Source organism: Xanthomonas hydrangeae (assembly GCF_032697525.1).
Lineage (GTDB): Bacteria > Pseudomonadota > Gammaproteobacteria > Xanthomonadales > Xanthomonadaceae > Xanthomonas > Xanthomonas hydrangeae.
On the sequence record NZ_CP103836.1, the window covers coordinates 3,469,156 to 3,483,797 of the forward strand.

15 protein-coding genes and 1 pseudogene are annotated in these 14,642 nt (G+C 57.8%); 11 read left to right on the forward strand and 5 right to left on the reverse strand.

From position 1 onward, the window contains the following. The first annotated feature begins 31 nt into the window (after positions 1 to 31). From NYR97_RS14870 to NYR97_RS14910, 9 genes are all read left to right on the forward strand, one after another. Positions 32 to 3,046 carry a type I restriction endonuclease subunit R gene (locus NYR97_RS14870; protein WP_316694205.1) on the forward strand — a complete coding sequence of 1,005 codons (3,015 nt, stop codon included), beginning with the start codon at positions 32 to 34 and terminating at the stop codon, positions 3,044 to 3,046. Then, positions 3,036 to 4,319: a restriction endonuclease subunit S gene (locus tag NYR97_RS14875; RefSeq protein ID WP_316694207.1), complete on the forward strand. Its 1,284-nt coding sequence runs from the start codon at positions 3,036 to 3,038 to the stop codon at positions 4,317 to 4,319. Before NYR97_RS14870 ends, NYR97_RS14875 begins: the two co-directional genes overlap by 11 nt. Beyond that, positions 4,316 to 5,434: an AAA family ATPase gene (locus tag NYR97_RS14880; protein ID WP_316694208.1), complete on the forward strand. Its 1,119-nt coding sequence runs from the start codon at positions 4,316 to 4,318 to the stop codon at positions 5,432 to 5,434. The genes NYR97_RS14875 and NYR97_RS14880 overlap by 4 nt, the downstream gene beginning before the upstream one ends. A gap of 1 nt (position 5,435) precedes the next feature. Continuing rightward, positions 5,436 to 5,960 (forward strand): ATPase, encoded by a 525-nt coding sequence (locus NYR97_RS14885; RefSeq protein ID WP_316694210.1) that lies wholly within the window; start codon positions 5,436 to 5,438, stop codon positions 5,958 to 5,960. After that, positions 5,957 to 6,154, forward strand: coding sequence for a hypothetical protein (locus tag NYR97_RS14890; RefSeq protein ID WP_316694212.1), 198 nt, complete (start codon positions 5,957 to 5,959; stop codon positions 6,152 to 6,154). Before NYR97_RS14885 ends, NYR97_RS14890 begins: the two co-directional genes overlap by 4 nt. Further along, entirely contained in the window at positions 6,151 to 7,758 is a 1,608-nt protein-coding gene (locus NYR97_RS14895; protein WP_316694214.1) for a type I restriction-modification system subunit M, read from the forward strand. Before NYR97_RS14890 ends, NYR97_RS14895 begins: the two co-directional genes overlap by 4 nt. Positions 7,759 to 8,088: 330 nt before the next feature. Beyond that, on the forward strand, positions 8,089 to 8,385 hold the full coding sequence (locus tag NYR97_RS14900; protein ID WP_316694216.1) for an XAC0095 family protein: 297 nt from the start codon (positions 8,089 to 8,091) through the stop codon (positions 8,383 to 8,385). Then, positions 8,382 to 8,651, forward strand: coding sequence for a hypothetical protein (locus tag NYR97_RS14905; protein WP_316694218.1), 270 nt, complete (start codon positions 8,382 to 8,384; stop codon positions 8,649 to 8,651). Before NYR97_RS14900 ends, NYR97_RS14905 begins: the two co-directional genes overlap by 4 nt. A gap of 266 nt (positions 8,652 to 8,917) precedes the next feature. Next, positions 8,918 to 9,310: a hypothetical protein gene (locus NYR97_RS14910; protein ID WP_210765984.1), complete on the forward strand. Its 393-nt coding sequence runs from the start codon at positions 8,918 to 8,920 to the stop codon at positions 9,308 to 9,310. Here the strand turns inward: NYR97_RS14910 and xopG are convergent. From xopG to NYR97_RS14915, 3 genes are all read right to left on the reverse strand, one after another. After that, positions 9,276 to 9,767 (reverse strand): XopG/HopH/AvrPtoH family type III secretion system effector, encoded by a 492-nt coding sequence (gene xopG / locus NYR97_RS22465; protein WP_210762091.1) that lies wholly within the window; start codon positions 9,765 to 9,767, stop codon positions 9,276 to 9,278. The genes NYR97_RS14910 and xopG overlap by 35 nt on opposite strands. Then, positions 9,697 to 9,954: a M91 family zinc metallopeptidase gene (locus NYR97_RS22470; RefSeq protein WP_425612996.1), complete on the reverse strand. Its 258-nt coding sequence runs from the start codon at positions 9,952 to 9,954 to the stop codon at positions 9,697 to 9,699. The genes xopG and NYR97_RS22470 overlap by 71 nt, the downstream gene beginning before the upstream one ends. Positions 9,955 to 10,524: 570 nt before the next feature. Further along, complete coding sequence (locus NYR97_RS14915) at positions 10,525 to 11,298, reverse strand: C1 family peptidase (protein ID WP_425613080.1); 774 nt, start codon at positions 11,296 to 11,298, stop codon at positions 10,525 to 10,527. 107 nt (positions 11,299 to 11,405) lie between these two features. On the opposite strand from NYR97_RS14915, the gene NYR97_RS14920 reads away from it, so the two are divergent. After that, on the forward strand, positions 11,406 to 11,591 hold the full coding sequence (locus NYR97_RS14920) for a hypothetical protein (RefSeq protein WP_210762088.1): 186 nt from the start codon (positions 11,406 to 11,408) through the stop codon (positions 11,589 to 11,591). Positions 11,592 to 11,611: 20 nt separating this feature from the next. Here NYR97_RS14920 and NYR97_RS14925 read toward each other — a convergent pair. Both NYR97_RS14925 and xopQ read right to left on the reverse strand, forming a co-directional pair. Then, positions 11,612 to 11,986, reverse strand: a pseudogene (locus NYR97_RS14925) (transposase); the annotation flags it as partial. Positions 11,987 to 12,042: 56 nt separating this feature from the next. After that, positions 12,043 to 13,422, reverse strand: a complete 1,380-nt coding sequence (gene xopQ / locus NYR97_RS14930) for a type III secretion system effector XopQ (protein ID WP_232372131.1) — start codon at positions 13,420 to 13,422, stop codon at positions 12,043 to 12,045. 428 nt (positions 13,423 to 13,850) lie between these two features. Between xopQ and xopAV the strand changes: the two genes are divergently transcribed. Continuing rightward, positions 13,851 to 14,597, forward strand: a complete 747-nt coding sequence (gene xopAV, locus NYR97_RS14935) for a type III secretion system effector XopAV (protein ID WP_210762087.1) — start codon at positions 13,851 to 13,853, stop codon at positions 14,595 to 14,597. The last annotated feature ends 45 nt before the right edge of the window (positions 14,598 to 14,642 follow it).

Below are 14,642 nucleotides of genomic sequence, written 5' to 3' on the forward strand. Positions count from 1 at the left end.
GAGGGGCTGGCCGCCAGATCAAGAGGTTTTCATGTACGTCAAGGAAAGTGATATCGAGCGGGATCTCATCGCCAAGCTCGACGAGCTAAAGTACACGCTGCGCCCGGATCTGCGGGATCGCGCGTCACTTGAGCGAAACTTCCTAAGGAAGTTCGAGGTGCTCAACCGCGTCTACCTGACGCAGACCGAATCCCAGCGGCTTCTCGAAGACATCGTGACCAGCGATGTCTACAGCGCGTCGCAACGTTTGCGCGAGACCTCAACATTCATCCGCGACGACGGCACGCCACTGCATTACACGTTGGTCAACACCCGCGATTGGTGCAAGAACACCTTCGAGGTAGTCAATCAGCTGCGTATCAACAGCGACAACAGCCATCATCGCTATGACGTGATCCTGTTGATCAACGGCGTGCCGGTCGTGCAGATCGAGCTGAAGACGTTGGGCATCAATCCACGGCGCGCCATGCAGCAGATCGTTGACTACAAAGCCGACCCTGGCAATGGCTATACCCGCACGCTGCTGTGCTTCATGCAAGTGTTCATCGTCAGCAACCGGACGGAAACGTATTACTTTGCCAACAACAACCCGCGCCACTTCAATTTCAGTGCGCAGGAACAGTTTCTGCCCATCTACCAGTTTGCCAACGAGGCCAACCGCAAGATCGGCCGCCTTGACGCATTCGCCGATGCCTTCTTGCCCAAATGCACACTAGGGCAGATGCTCAGCCGCTACATGGTATTGGTGGCGAACGAACAGAAGCTGATGATGATGCGTCCCTATCAGATCTATGCGGTCAAGGCGATTGTCGATTGCATCGAGAAAAACGGCGGCAACGGCTATGTCTGGCACACCACAGGCAGCGGCAAGACGCTCACCTCATTCAAAGCATCCACCCTGCTCAAGGACAACCCGGACATCGAGAAGTGTCTGTTCGTGGTGGATCGCAAGGATCTGGACCGCCAGACACGGGAAGAGTTCAACCGCTTCCAGGAAGGCTGCGTCGAAGAAAACACCAATACCGAAGCGCTGGTGCGCCGGCTGGTGTCCGACGATAAGGCCGACAAGGTCATCGTTACCACCATCCAGAAGCTGGGCTTGGCGCTGGATGGCAAAAATCGGCGCAACTATGCGCAAAGGTTGGAACCACTGCGTGACAAGCGCTTGGTCTTCATCTTCGATGAGTGCCACCGCTCTCAGTTCGGTGACAACCACCAGGCCATCAAGGAGTTCTTCCCGCGTGCGCAGTTGTTTGGTTTCACCGGCACGCCGATCTTCGACAAGAATGCCGCCAGCGTTCAGCGCGAGGGCCAGAGCGGCCGCTACCGCACTACCCAAGATCTGTTTCAGCGCGAGTTGCATGCGTACACCATCACCCACGCCATTGATGACCGGAATGTGCTGAAGTTCCATGTGGATCACTTCAAGCCTGAGGGCAAGCATCCGCCCAAGCCGGGCGAGGCTATCCTCAAGCAAAAAGTGATCGAGACGATTCTGAATAAGCATGAAGCAGCGACGTCGCAGCGCCGGTTCAATGCGGTGTTTGCCACCGCATCGATCAACGACGCGATTGAGTACTACGCCCAGTTCGGCAAGATGCAAGCCGAGCGCCAGGCACAAGAGGCCGACTATCGTCCGCTGAAAATTGCGTGTGTGTTCTCCCCACCGGCGCAAGCGGTGGCCGCCGAGGGCGGTGAAGACGCCAGCAAGAACGCCGCCGACGTACGCCAGCTGCAGGAAGACCTGCCGCAAGAGCAAGCCGACAACCGCGAAGACCCGGAAGGCAAATACGCCGCGCTCAAGCAGATCATCGCCGACTACAACGACCAGTACGGTGGCAACTTCCGTATCGGCGAATTCGACGGGTATTACAAGGACGTGCAGCAGCGCATCAAGCTGCAGCAGATCCCCGATACCGATCTGCCTGGCAAGGGTGCTGAGAAGATCGATATCACCATCGCGGTGGATATGCTGCTGACCGGCTTCGACTCCAAATATCTCAACACCTTGTATGTGGACAAGAATCTGAAGTATCACGGCCTGATCCAGGCGTTTTCGCGCACCAATCGCGTCCTCAACGATGCCAAGCCTTACGGCAGCATTCTTGATTTCCGTCAGCAGCAGGACCCGGTGAACGAGGCCATCAAGCTGTTCTCCGGCAAAGGCAATGAAGCGCCCGCGCGCATTTGGCTGGTGGATCCGGCGCCTGAGGTCATCGATCAGCTTGCGGGCGCCATGCAGCGGCTGGACGAGTTCATGCAGTCGCAAGGGTTGCAGAACGCGCCCGATGAAGTGGCCAACCTGCGCGGCGACACCGCACGCAGCCGCTTCGTGGAGCTATTCAAGGAAGTGCAGCGGCTCAAGACCCAGGTGGACCAGTACACCGATATCACGCCCGAGCAACAGGCGCAGGTAGACAAGGTGATCAGCCCGGACGACCTGCGCGCCTGGCGCGGCACCTACCTGGACACTGCGCAGCGGCTCAAGGCCCAACAGCAGGCCCAAGGCAGCACCGCGTCGCAGGAGGTGCAGAACCTGGAGTTCGAGTTCGTGCTGTTTGCCTCCAACCTGATCGACTACGACTACATCATGGCGCTGGTGGCACGCGACAGCGGCAAGCCACCGGCCGAGCGCAGCATGACCCGCGAGCAGCTGATTGGCCTGATCCAGGCCGATGCCAAGTTCCTGGATGAGCGCGACCTGATTGCCGACTACCTGCGCAGCCTGCCCATGGACCAGCCGCTGGAGGAAGCCGCTATCCGCAAAGGATACGAGACCTTCAAGGCGCACCGCCGGACGAACGAACTCAACGTCATCGCGCAGGCGCACGGACTGGAGCCTGATGCGTTCAAGGCCTTTGTGGACGACATCCTGCGCCGCTGTGTGTTCGACGGTGAGGCACTGAGTGCATTGATGGCGCCGCTGGGGTTGGGCTGGAAAGACCGCACGCGCCGCGAGTTGGAATTGATGGAGCAGCTGACGCCAGTGCTAGAACGGTTGGCGCAGGGGCGAGAGATTGCGGGGTTGAGTGCGTATGCGCAGTAAAGTCGAAGAGGTTTCAGTTGTGCAAAGAGCAAAAGAAGCCGTCCCGATGCTCCGTTTCCCTGCTTTTTCCGGTAAGTGGGAAAAAAAGCAAATTGGTGAAATCGCAGAAATTTACAAAGGAAAAGGTGTCGCCAAGGGCGACATCAGTAGTGATGGCGTTTATCAGTGCATTCGATATGGCGAGCTTTACACGGTTTACGAAGAAGTTATCACCGATGTTTTTTCGAGGACGTCATTGCCATCAATCTCGCTATTCTTCAACGAACCATATGACGTGATCATCCCATCATCGGGAGAAAAAAAAGAGGACATTGCTACCGCTGCCTGTGTCGTTCCTGGCGGTATCGCATTGGGTGGCGATCTGAATGTGCTACGTTCGCGCGTGAACGGAGTGTTCCTTAGTTACTATCTCAATGGTCCGCTTCGCGTGATTATTGCTCGCGTCGCTCAGGGGGACTCAGTTGTCCACTTGTACCCGCATCAAATCGAGAAGCTTCCTGTAAGCATTCCTTCTCGGGATGAACAGCAAGAAATCTCCGACTGCCTGTCCTCGCTTGACGCATACATCGGCGCGGAAATACGTGAGCTCGATGCACTCAAGGCTCACAAACATGGCCTGATGCAGCAGTTGTTTCCTGCCGAAGGCCAGCCCCTGCCGCAGCTGCGCTTCCCGAGGTTTGAGGGCGGCTGGAGGCCAAGCCGTCTTGGCGACTTGGCTGAATTCAAAAAGGGAAAAGGTATTGCTAAAGCAGAGATCAGTACTAACGGCGCCATGTCTTGTATCCGCTACGGCGAGCTCTACACTACTTACGGTGAAGTTATCACGCACGTCGTATCAAGAACGAGCGTGCCTGCCCATCAACTTTTCGTCGGAGAAACAAACGACGTTCTTATTCCTTCATCCGGCGAAACAAAAGAGGACATCGCAACTGCAGCCTGTGTTCTTAGCGATGACGTCGCTTACGGTGGTGATTTGATCGTGATCAGGACTAAGGTAAACGGGGTATTTCTCAGTTATCTCCTGAACGGGACACTAAGGAAGTCCATAGCTCGGGTGGCTCAAGGAAATGCAGTTGTCCATCTTTATCCCGCCCAGCTAGCGAAGATCGACTTGTCTGTGCCATGCACTGAGGAGCAGAACAAGATCGCTTCTTGCTTGTTATCCATCGATAATCTCATTGCCGCGCAGTCCCGCAAGATCAACGTTTCCAAGGAACATAAGAAGGGACTGATGCAGGGCCTGTTCCCAACCATGGAGGAGTGCGCTCCATGAGTCAGTTTCCGCCTTTCGCCGATCTTCCTGCACTAGCCACACATGTTCGGGCGACCCTAGATGGTCCGGCGAATACGCCAGAAAAGGCCAAGCGCTTTGTGCTGCTCTACGGCCACAACGGCGTTGGCAAAACCCAGCTGTCGATGGCATTCAAGAACATCGGTCGGCAGGGAGATGCCCGTGACACGCTGTACTTCAACGCCTACACTGAAGACCTGTTTGGCTGGGACAACGATCTAGCTGGCGACAGCGACCGCAAGCTGGTTCTCAACACGGCCTCCCGCCTCTTCGCGGGCCTCTCAGAGCTGGAGATGGATACCCGTATCCGGCCGCTCTTGCAGCGCTACGCGGATTTCGATTTCCAGATCGATGCTGACGCAGGACTGGTGCGCTTCTACCCGAAAGGTGATACCGAGCAGCCCATCAAGATCTCCCGTGGCGAGGAGACTATGTTTATCTGGTGCTTTTTCCTGGCCATCGTGCAACTGGCAATGGACGAGGCCGAGGCCTATCGGTGGGTGAAATATATCGTCATTGACGACCCCATCTCCTCGCTCGACGAACACAATGCCATTGTCGTGGCCAATCACCTGGGCCAGTTCCTGGCGCGCAAAGACCACGCCATCAAGACGGTGATCTCGACGCACCATGCCTTGTTCTTCAACGTGCTGTGGAACGAGATCAGACTGATCGACCGCAGCAAATTCCAGCCATGGGTATTGTCACGCGCACGCGCGACGGGCGAGTTCACGCTGACCTATAGCGACGACACCCCGTTCTTCCATCATTTAGCCTTGCTGGAAGACCTGTGCCGCGCCCGTGATTCAGGCCAGATCTATACGCATCACTTCAACGCGCTGCGTGGCCTGTTGGAGAAGGCGCAGATCTTCCACGGTCACGACCGGTGGTCGGTGTGCATCCAGCAGGATGCGCAGAATGATCCGGACGCCACTTTGTACGGGCGCGTGGTGAACATCATGAGCCACGGCAACTACTCGTTCTATGACCCGGTAGAAATGCTGCAGGAAAACAAGGAGCACTTCGAGAAAGTGCTCGATGACTTCCTCGCTTTCTATCCCTTCAATCGGGTCGCGCTAGCAGACGGGGGTGGCTGACATGGCGGTCAACAAACGCATCATCATGCTTGCTGGCCCCAACGGCGCCGGAAAAACCACCTTTGCCAGGGTCTTCCTGCCAGAGGAAGCGCATTGCCCGCGCTTCATCAATGCAGATCTGATTGCGGCAGGGCTGTCTCCTTTTGCGCCCGAGGCTGAGGCGGTCAAGGCCGGCCGCCTGATGCTTGAGGAGATCGCTCAGTGCGTTCAACGCGGCGAGAGCTTTGCGTTCGAGACCACGTTGTCCGGCCTGGGCTACAGGAAGCACATCGATCACTGGCGGTCGCTGGGTTACCACGTCAGCTTGTATTTCCTGTCCCTGCCCAATGCCGAGGCTGCCATCGCGCGTGTCGCCGCCCGGGTCAAGCAGGGCGGGCACAATATTCCCGAATCGGTGATCCGGCGCCGCTTTGCTGCAGGCTTGCACCACCTCAATCACCATTACAAACCCCGGGTGGATACGTGGGCCTTGTACGACAATGCCGGTCCAGAACCGGTGCTACTGGAATTTGGAGAAAACACATGAATGCCCATGACCTTGCCCAGGCGAAGAGCCCCGAGCTGCGCGCCTCGCTCGCTGCGCTACGCCGGGCTGCGGCGCTGGCGCGCAAGACCGCCATACAGACCGACACCGAACTGGTCATCGTCAGGGATGGGCATTTGATCAGCATCTCAGCAGATCAGCTTCGCCAGGAAGCGCAGGATCAGAAAGCGGTATGACCCACGACGAAAAAAACAAGCTTGGTAAGCTGCTCTGGGCCATCGCCGACACCCTGCGCGGCGCGATGGACGCGGATGATTTCCGCGACTACATGCTCGCCTTCCTGTTTCTGAAGTATCTGTCGGACAACTACGAGGCGGCTGCGGCACGCGAGTTAGGCGATGAATACCCGGAGCTGGAACCAGGAGACCGCCTGGCGCCGCTGTCGTTCTGGTATGCCGACAACGCAGGCGATGTGCCCGCTTTCGAGACGCAGATGCGGCGCAAGGTGCATTACGTGATCCCGCCGGATTACCTATGGACCAACATCGTCGAGCTGGCGCGCGAGCAGAGCGATGATTTGCTGACCACGGTGCAGGAGACGTTCAAGCACATCGAGGAAGACTCATTCGAGAGCGCCTTCGTTGGCTTGTTCTCCGAGATCAACCTCAACTCGGACAAGCTGGGCAAGACGCGCAAGGCGCGCAACGACCAACTGGTCAAGATCGTCAGCGAGATCGCCAAGGGGCTGACCCAGTTCTCAACCAAGAGCGACACCCTGGGCGATGCCTACGAGTACTTGATCGGTCAGTTCGCGGCCGGGTCTGGCAAGAAGGCAGGTGAGTTCTACACCCCACAGCCTATCTCCAGCATTCTTTCGGCTATCGTCACCCTGGACAGCCAGAACCCGGCCGCCGGTCCACGGGCGCATCTGGACCAGGTGCTGGATTTTGCCTGCGGGTCAGGGTCGCTGTTGCTCAATGTGCGCAAGCGCCTCGGGCCGCACGCCATCGGCAAGCTGGTAGGGCAGGAGAAGAACGTCACCACCTTCAACTTGGCGCGCATGAACATGCTGCTGCACGGGATGAAGGACACGGAATTCGACATCCACCATGGCGACACGCTGAAGAACGAGTGGGACTGGCTGCGCGAATCCAACCCCGCACGCATGCCGCGCTTCGATGCGGTGGTGGCCAACCCGCCCTTTAGCTACCGCTGGGAGCCGAACGAGGCGCTGAGCGAAGACATGCGCTTCCGCAGCCATGGCCTGGCGCCCAAATCGGCGGCGGATTTTGCGTTCCTGCTGCACGGCTTCCATTACCTGAAGGACGATGGCGTGATGGCCATCATCCTGCCGCACGGTGTGTTGTTTCGTGGCGGTGCTGAAGCGCGCATCCGGACGAAACTGCTCAAGGATGGGCATATCGATACGGTGATCGGGTTACCGCCAAACCTGTTCTACTCCACCGGCATCCCCGTGTGCATCTTAGTGCTGAAGAAGTGCAAGCAGCCCGATGACGTGCTCTTCATCAATGCGGCCGAGCATTTCGAGAAGGGCAAGCGCCAGAACCGCTTGTTGCCTGAGCATATCGACAACATTGTCGAGACCTACCGCGACCGCAAGGAGGCACCACGCTACGCACGTCGCGTGGAGATGGCGGAGATCGAGAAGAATGACTTCAATCTCAATATCTCGCGCTATGTCAGCACCGCACAGGCCGCAGAGGAGGTCGATCTGCATGCCGTGCATGCGCAACTCAAGCAGATCGAAGAGGAGATTGGCGAGAGCAAGGCGCGGCACAACGCCTTCCTGTTGGAGTTGGGGCTTCCGCCGTTGCCTTGATGCTGATGTTCGCCATGGCTGCAATCAGGGAGACAAGTGCGCAGACGCACGTGAGACGCCCTCTTGACGCGCCGCGTCTGCGGTAGCACGCTTGCGGTACGGAGCCTCGAAACTCCGCAGACAGCGGTACCCACCTCCGACAAGCCGGTGGGTTTTTTGTGCCTGCAACTTTGTAGGCGCAACCGACGTGATGCTCTGCGTCGGGAGGGCGGCTAATACAACACCCGCAAGGGGAATACGCCCGCCGGCTGTCTGCGGTTTCGAGCCTCCCGACTTCCCGTCCGTCGCCTTGCGGCGGGCGGGCTGATTCCATGGAATGAGGAGCAGGCCATGTCGGACGTTGTACGCGATGCGCAGTCACACCCGGGCTACTACCTGCCAGAAGGCGCGCAATACCGCCTGCAGCAACTGCGCGACCATATGCGGTTTCTGGCGCGCCTGGCGCAGCCGCGCACGCAGGCCGAAGAGCAGTTGCGGCAGCCAGCCATCCGCATGGATGAGCTGGCGTGCTGCCTGGAGCTGCTGGCCGAGCAGGTAACGCAGGCGCTGGCGCAGGTGCAGTGGCCCGCGCGGACTGAGCCCGACGCCTCTGACAGCGAACGTGCTGATGCCGGGGAGGCCGCATGAGCCGGCCAGTGATGGCGTCGGCCCGCGCGCGCAGGCGGGCAGGGGATGACAAGCCGCGTGATGCGTTAGCCTTCGGCATTACCGTGGAGCAGATAGATGCGCTGGATCAGTTGTTGCTGACCATCGCCGCCCATGGCGATGTGATCGCTGCCGGCAACGCCGATCGGCTCGACCGCCGCACCTTGCCCGTGTTGGGCAGCGCGATCTTCGATGCGGCGGGTGCCATGCGCACCATCCTGGATCAGTTGGCGCTTCAGCGGCTTTGATGAGCGGCTTTGGTCTGCGTCCGCGCGCCTGTTACGGCCGCGCTGTTCGGTGTGTCCCTCGTCTGGTCGTCTGGCAGCGACGTGGTCAAGCACCGTCGCCAGCTGTAGCGCTTTAGAGGAGATGGTCGGTAAACGGCGCGCTGACCGGCTGAAACTCGCTCATCGCCTCGCACCGGGCGGTGAAGTCTGCCCGACGATCACTAACGCGGCATCGGGAGGTCTGGAACACGCTTCCCGATCATGCGTCGCTGGATGCCCTCGCGGCCATGGCGTCGGCTTATGAGCTGGCTCGTGCCTCCCATGTTGGCGTGGCCGCACTCCAGCAGGCTGCCGAAGCATGGGTCCCTGTGGTCGATGTCTTGTGCGTCGTCATCCAACAATTGGCTCGCACCGCACAGGTCTGGCAGAGCCGGCTGTCGATGGTGGGCGATGCGGCCATTGAGCTTCAGCGAAGGATGAATGCAGCCACAGGTCCTGTACTTTGGGGCGCGCAAGAGAGCCAAGACCTCCTAAACATGGTCCATCAAGTGACGCGTTCTTACATTTCGCTGCAGCCGGCAGCCGGCTGCAAGCAGTGCGCCCTCGTCAAAATGGCGTGGGCGAAGGGTCACGCCGTCGTGCGATTCACTCGCTTCTATAGCCAGTGTGATGGTAGCTAACCCGTTTTGGTAACCCGTGCTCGGCTCGAATAGAATTTTCTGATGGTTCGCCTGACCGAGAATATTTGTATCTTCCTAAGCCGACGGCACGCAACTCTTCCTGTCCGGTGGGAGTGTCTGGGTCACGTTCATCTTCATATGAGCCTTTCCACGTTCCAGCCATCATATGCCTTGCATGCACCAATTCGTGTCCCAACACCGAAACTTTGTCGATAGGACTGGAGGTCGCCTTATTGGTTGGGTCCCCATCTTCGTCCAGTTCAATGCTCGTCTGATGGGCACTCCATGTCACAACAACGCCTGAGCCCTTGTTTTTCTCGGCTCCCGGCTCCTGCAGCGCATATGAACTGCCGGCTTTATCGCGAATATCTTTGTATTTTCTTAGCTCAGGATGAGCGTCTAACTGGTGCCGTGAGAGAACGGGCTCTGCGCATGGATTTTGGGGGGGCGATCTCATGAATAGTAACCTTGTGACTTCTTTTTCTACTAAGCTGCTGCAGCTTTTCCAGCAACTGGTTGCCAGTGGGTCGAGAGTTGAGATGATCGAGATGCACATTCACTTCAGCATTAAACCGATCCTGGTCGCGGGACGTACCGGACATGCTTTGTGAGTAGATCCCTCTGTAATTGGTTTCGATTGACATAATGTATATAGTCTTATGTCAAGTGGATGTGGATCGAACTATATCTTTGCTTATACGTCGCTACTATCTAAGTGCGAAAATTCATAAGCTGATGCGAAGCAGGTCAATAACTCCTGGTTTAGTGAAATTTCTATAAAATATATTCAGTATTGACAATGCAGACCTCCCACAAGTTGCGCTTGGCGACCTCACCGCAGCCTCAACACCTGAGGCAATCTTCATCAAGTGCCAGTGATTGATTTTCAGCACAGGCGACCGTTGCGAGCAAGCGAAGTCCCAAGTTCGCCCGCAACGCCGCGAATTGTTCAGAGGTTCCCTAAAGACGGTCTAGGGCCATCAATCGTGCCGAATTCAGCTACCGTAGGTGAGTGTCCGCAATTTTGCCGCTGGCGAAACAATATTCAAGGGGTTTTGTTAACGGTTCTTAGTTTGTAGCGCTGGGCATTGAATTTCCAAGTGCTTGACGCTGGCAGTGGAGTCAGATGCATAGGGCGGTACCCTTCGTTCGGAAGTTGGCCGCGCCCGCACTTGCGGCGGACGCGGCCCTCATCATGTTTCCTTTAGCGGCTTCTAATGAGTTACTACCGCTGTAATGACATCTTTGCCAACTACTTCCCAAGACAGCGTGCCAAAGCCCCGAGAGCCCCAGTTCTCGCCCCAACTGTTCTCGATAATCAGCCCGCTTTGATTATAGCCAAGTGCTACGACGGCGTGCGCACCATTGATAGGACTAGTAGTGTCGTTGTCTACTTCGTTAGCGCCTAGGTCGTCAAAGCCTTGTCTGGTGTTGAAGCCGATCACCACCGGTGTTGATGCAGCTAGCGCTCGTTTTATCTGTTCGATCAGCGGGGCCTTTCCGTTCCCGCTACCCGAATAAATCACAGTGTATTTCTTGTACGGCGTTCGATGGTTTGCCGCACTGGCACGGTCGGCTGCGGTTGGTGTGTTCTTCCAGTTATAGTTGCCCCAGGAATAATGCTGCTCCGTGTCGATTCCTTGTGAAAGTGCCGTATCCAGGTTCGCTTCAATGGTGCTGCCTTCATCGACACCATCATTTACTTGGCTATAAAGATACATGGGGGAAAATCGTTTGACAGGCTGCTTCCCTGCGTTGGCGTACCAGCCGCCCAATGTGTGAGCCGTGGACCAGGATGCGCAGGAATCGACTCGCCCCTGGTCACCGGGTTCAATGGCAAAGCCGCGCAGATCAACACTGGCGGGTAGGTCGCCGGCACCGGTGCTCGTGGTGCCAAAGATGGGGGTGACTGGCTGGACCATCAAAGACTGCTTGAAGCCTTTGCCATGGGTTGCAGCCTGTGCAAGGGACATGGTGGAGCACCCCATCAATACAACGAGGCAAGTGGAAATCGAGCATAATTTTTTCATTGGTTTCTAGTTCGCTTAAGGAGTGAGTCGCACAGAGCAGCCGCGTGGGGCATGCACCACGCAGTGTGAGTGACGGCGGTTTGGTTGTTGAAGAGGTAAAAAAAGCAGATTTTCGCGGCTCCCCAGCCGCAGCACAATATGATGCCCGCACGGGGGGCATGCTCACCGCAATGCGAAGAACTCTTCGCAATAAAGAACGTTTAGTCGAACTGGATTTTGCGAGACTTTATCTCTATTTTAAGGGTGGCTAACAAAACCCAGGAAGAAGTCGTCAGCAGATGATGGAGCATGCAAGCGAGAGCAACGCCAAGTGGAGATCGATGCGGCGGCGTTCAAAGCGGATACGCAGTTTGCCCATGCCTGCGAACCAGGCATGGGTGCGCTCGACGATCCAGCGATGACGGCCCAACCGGTCGTTGCGCTCGATTCCCTTGCGTGCGATCCGCGCAATGATGCCGCGCTGCTTGAGGAAGGCGCGACAGCGGTCGATGTCGTAGGCCTTGTCGGCGTGCAATTTGTCTGGCCAACGTCGCGGGCGCCCTGGTTTGCCACCAATTGGCGGCAAGGCGTCGAGCAGCTTGTCGAACACGACTAAGTCGTGCCGATTGGCGGCGGTGACGCACACCGCCAAGGGCACGCCGGTGCGGCCTTCGGCCATTTTTCCTAACGCGGACTCAACGTGTTACTGCAATGATTTACCCTTCATTTTTCAGAAGAAAGCGCCACTTTTGCCAAGGCAGACATCAACAGCTTCGCTTTTTCTGGCTGCTTGACTTCCTGTTCGCCCACTTGCTCCACAATACTGAGTCCGTCGGCCTGTATCTGCCTTGGCGTGAACAGCATGCTCGCCGCGCCGGGAACCGAGGCCAGCAATGTCAGTGGGTCGTACAAGTTGAGTTTGGTGACCTTCGGCCAGACTTGGTCGAAGGCCATGGCTTGCTTTGCGCCGTCCTGGGAGCTGTTTGCCTGCGATAATGCGTCTGCGGTGAAGGTACGAAAGAACCACGCCTGATCCAGGCCCGGAAGCAGCCCCGCCTGAATTCCGTCCCACAAGCCGTTCAAGGCGTTTTTCTGCACGTCTTGGAGATACCTGCCCACCGAATGCCGACTCTTCGTCAGGCCTTCGTAGAACGAGGGCGACACCGCTGCCTTGTAGGCAGCTTCCTTGGTGACGATGCGCAACGGGATGTGCAGTTGCTGTGCCTTGCGATACAGCCCACGGGCTGCATCCAGATCTGTCGCATTGTTGTAGGCGCGTGCGTCGGGTTGCACACGGCCGTCAGCGTTCCTGGCCGGCTCGACGCCCCCCATGATGGTGATGCTCCTGACGCGCTCGCGCACAAGATCCGGATGCGCATCGACCAGCGCATGGGCGTCGGTCATGCCGGCAATTACCACCATGTTCAGCCCCTGCGGTGCCTGCATCAAACGCTCGTGCAGCGCTTGCAGGCTGTTGTCGCAAATGTCGGCCGATTCCGCGCGCAATGCGTCGCCTTCCGTCAGGAATTTGGCATGGTCCTGGATCTGTTTCGCCCTCATCGGGTAATCCTGCCCGCGTGAGACACGCACATCGGGTAATTGCAGGCGGTCGAATACGCCCTTGGCGAGCCGGGCGCGCTCCTCGCGCACGCTGGCATCGCCCAAGGTCACCGCAACGTCGGTGAGGCGTATGAAGCCTGCTACCTGTAGTTGCTTGCCGATGGTGTAGGCGACCACATCGTCGGGGTCCTTGTTCGGGTCGCTAAACAGCACCGTTTCACGCGGTGTCGCTGGTGTGTGGAAGCTGAGCTCCCGCAGCACCGCCGCTTCGTCAGGTGTCAGGCACGTACTGCCTTCGGCTCCGAGTTCGGCGAGCATTCGGCGCTGTATTGCCGTCAGTGGAGTAGCGCTGAGTGAGCGTTTGAGGACGGCAGCGCCTTGGGGCCTTTTTTTCTGCAATGTCTGCAGCACCCCCTCCTGGGCCTGCGCGCAGGGCAGCTGTCGATCTGCCGACACGGGTCCAGCGTGCTGACCCGTCTGCCCGGACGCCGCCGGAGCGCCTGCAGGCACATGCAGTGTGGGTCGGTGCCTGATGGAGTCCATCTGCCGTCCTCGCGTAGATGCTCGCCAATGGGACGATCAGGATGGATGCGGCTCCATTCCCTCGGATATCGATCAGCGAAGGACGTTGCAACGACACGAAGCGCAGGTGCTTGTTGCACTGCTTTGATTGTGAAAGCGTGACCATCAACATGTTGAAGGCGCGCTGCAATCTGCACAAACATTGCTTGTCACGATGCAGCCGCCGTAGGGCGGAACTCTGCCTTCTACGACATTATCAGACGCTCATTCTTCAGACCAGGGGCGGAAGAGCCATGCAATTGCGTGATCTCTACGCCGACATCTTGCAACTCTACAAGGCGCGAATATGCGCGTTTCGCCCGACGCTCCAGTGTTTCGGTTATTCGCTGTGTGCAATGACATCCGAGTGGAACATTCGTGTCTTGGTCAACCGAGTGGAAAGGTGAAGCATGCGCCCTGTGAATCTGACATCGGCAACACGTAGGGGGGCAAGACACGATCAACACGACATGCCAGCCGAGCGTGGAATGGGCTCCTCCCAGCAAACACAACCCCATGAGAACACGCAATTGACGGAAAACCTGAGGCCACGGCCACCCGCGCGTGCGGCGCGCCTTAGAGCGCCGCACGTGCCCATCGGCATACAGATTGCAAACGTTGGAAGGCAGGCGGCGCACGTTGGCACGATACTGGCGGCTGCCTCCGCCATTCCTACCGGCTTGAACGCATTACCGGCGCCTTTAGCGGCAGCTCGTGGTTACGCGACAGATGATGCATACTTGAAAAGCTATGCAATAGCCGCCTGTGTCCCTGTTCTGGCGTCGTTGAGTGCGTTCGGTGCGGCATATTCAGTTGAACGTCTGATGGCCTGGTATCTGCAAGCACAAGGTCGCGCATCTGTCACAAAGGCAGCCAGGGTGGCCGAGTTAGGAACAACTGAAGCATGTCTGGATGCGGCCATCAATATGGTTACCGTGCCTGATGCAGAGACCCCCGGCCCTGAAATGAACGAAGGGGAGCGGATTGCACTGGCCATGGATCTTATGCACCTAGCGACAGCAGACCGCTCGCGACTGCCTCCAGACCTCTGGCGCGCTGCCAGTGGCGCCCGCGATGCCGAGACATTGGTCAGCAACTTACTCGCGGCTGCACGAAGCCGCGCGTTTTCAGAAGCTTCTACATCGTCTGGTGGCTGAGCGTTCTGCTGCATGCACGTCGCCAGGTCGTCTATTTTTTTCGGC

Coding starts and splice junctions, on each gene's coding strand:
- NYR97_RS14870 (WP_316694205.1), top strand. CDS start 32: ATGTACGTCAAGGAAAGTGATATCGAGCGGGATCTCATCGCCAAGCTC.
- NYR97_RS14875 (WP_316694207.1), top strand. CDS start 3,036: ATGCGCAGTAAAGTCGAAGAGGTTTCAGTTGTGCAAAGAGCAAAAGAA.
- NYR97_RS14880 (WP_316694208.1), top strand. CDS start 4,316: ATGAGTCAGTTTCCGCCTTTCGCCGATCTTCCTGCACTAGCCACACAT.
- NYR97_RS14885 (WP_316694210.1), top strand. CDS start 5,436: ATGGCGGTCAACAAACGCATCATCATGCTTGCTGGCCCCAACGGCGCC.
- NYR97_RS14890 (WP_316694212.1), top strand. CDS start 5,957: ATGAATGCCCATGACCTTGCCCAGGCGAAGAGCCCCGAGCTGCGCGCC.
- NYR97_RS14895 (WP_316694214.1), top strand. CDS start 6,151: ATGACCCACGACGAAAAAAACAAGCTTGGTAAGCTGCTCTGGGCCATC.
- NYR97_RS14900 (WP_316694216.1), top strand. CDS start 8,089: ATGTCGGACGTTGTACGCGATGCGCAGTCACACCCGGGCTACTACCTG.
- NYR97_RS14905 (WP_316694218.1), top strand. CDS start 8,382: ATGAGCCGGCCAGTGATGGCGTCGGCCCGCGCGCGCAGGCGGGCAGGG.
- NYR97_RS14910 (WP_210765984.1), top strand. CDS start 8,918: ATGGCGTCGGCTTATGAGCTGGCTCGTGCCTCCCATGTTGGCGTGGCC.
- xopG (WP_210762091.1), bottom strand. CDS start 9,767: ATGAGATCGCCCCCCCAAAATCCATGCGCAGAGCCCGTTCTCTCACGG.
- NYR97_RS22470 (WP_425612996.1), bottom strand. CDS start 9,954: ATGTCAATCGAAACCAATTACAGAGGGATCTACTCACAAAGCATGTCC.
- NYR97_RS14915 (WP_425613080.1), bottom strand. CDS start 11,298: ATGGGGTGCTCCACCATGTCCCTTGCACAGGCTGCAACCCATGGCAAA.
- xopQ (WP_232372131.1), bottom strand. CDS start 13,422: ATGGACTCCATCAGGCACCGACCCACACTGCATGTGCCTGCAGGCGCT.
- xopAV (WP_210762087.1), top strand. CDS start 13,851: ATGCGCCCTGTGAATCTGACATCGGCAACACGTAGGGGGGCAAGACAC.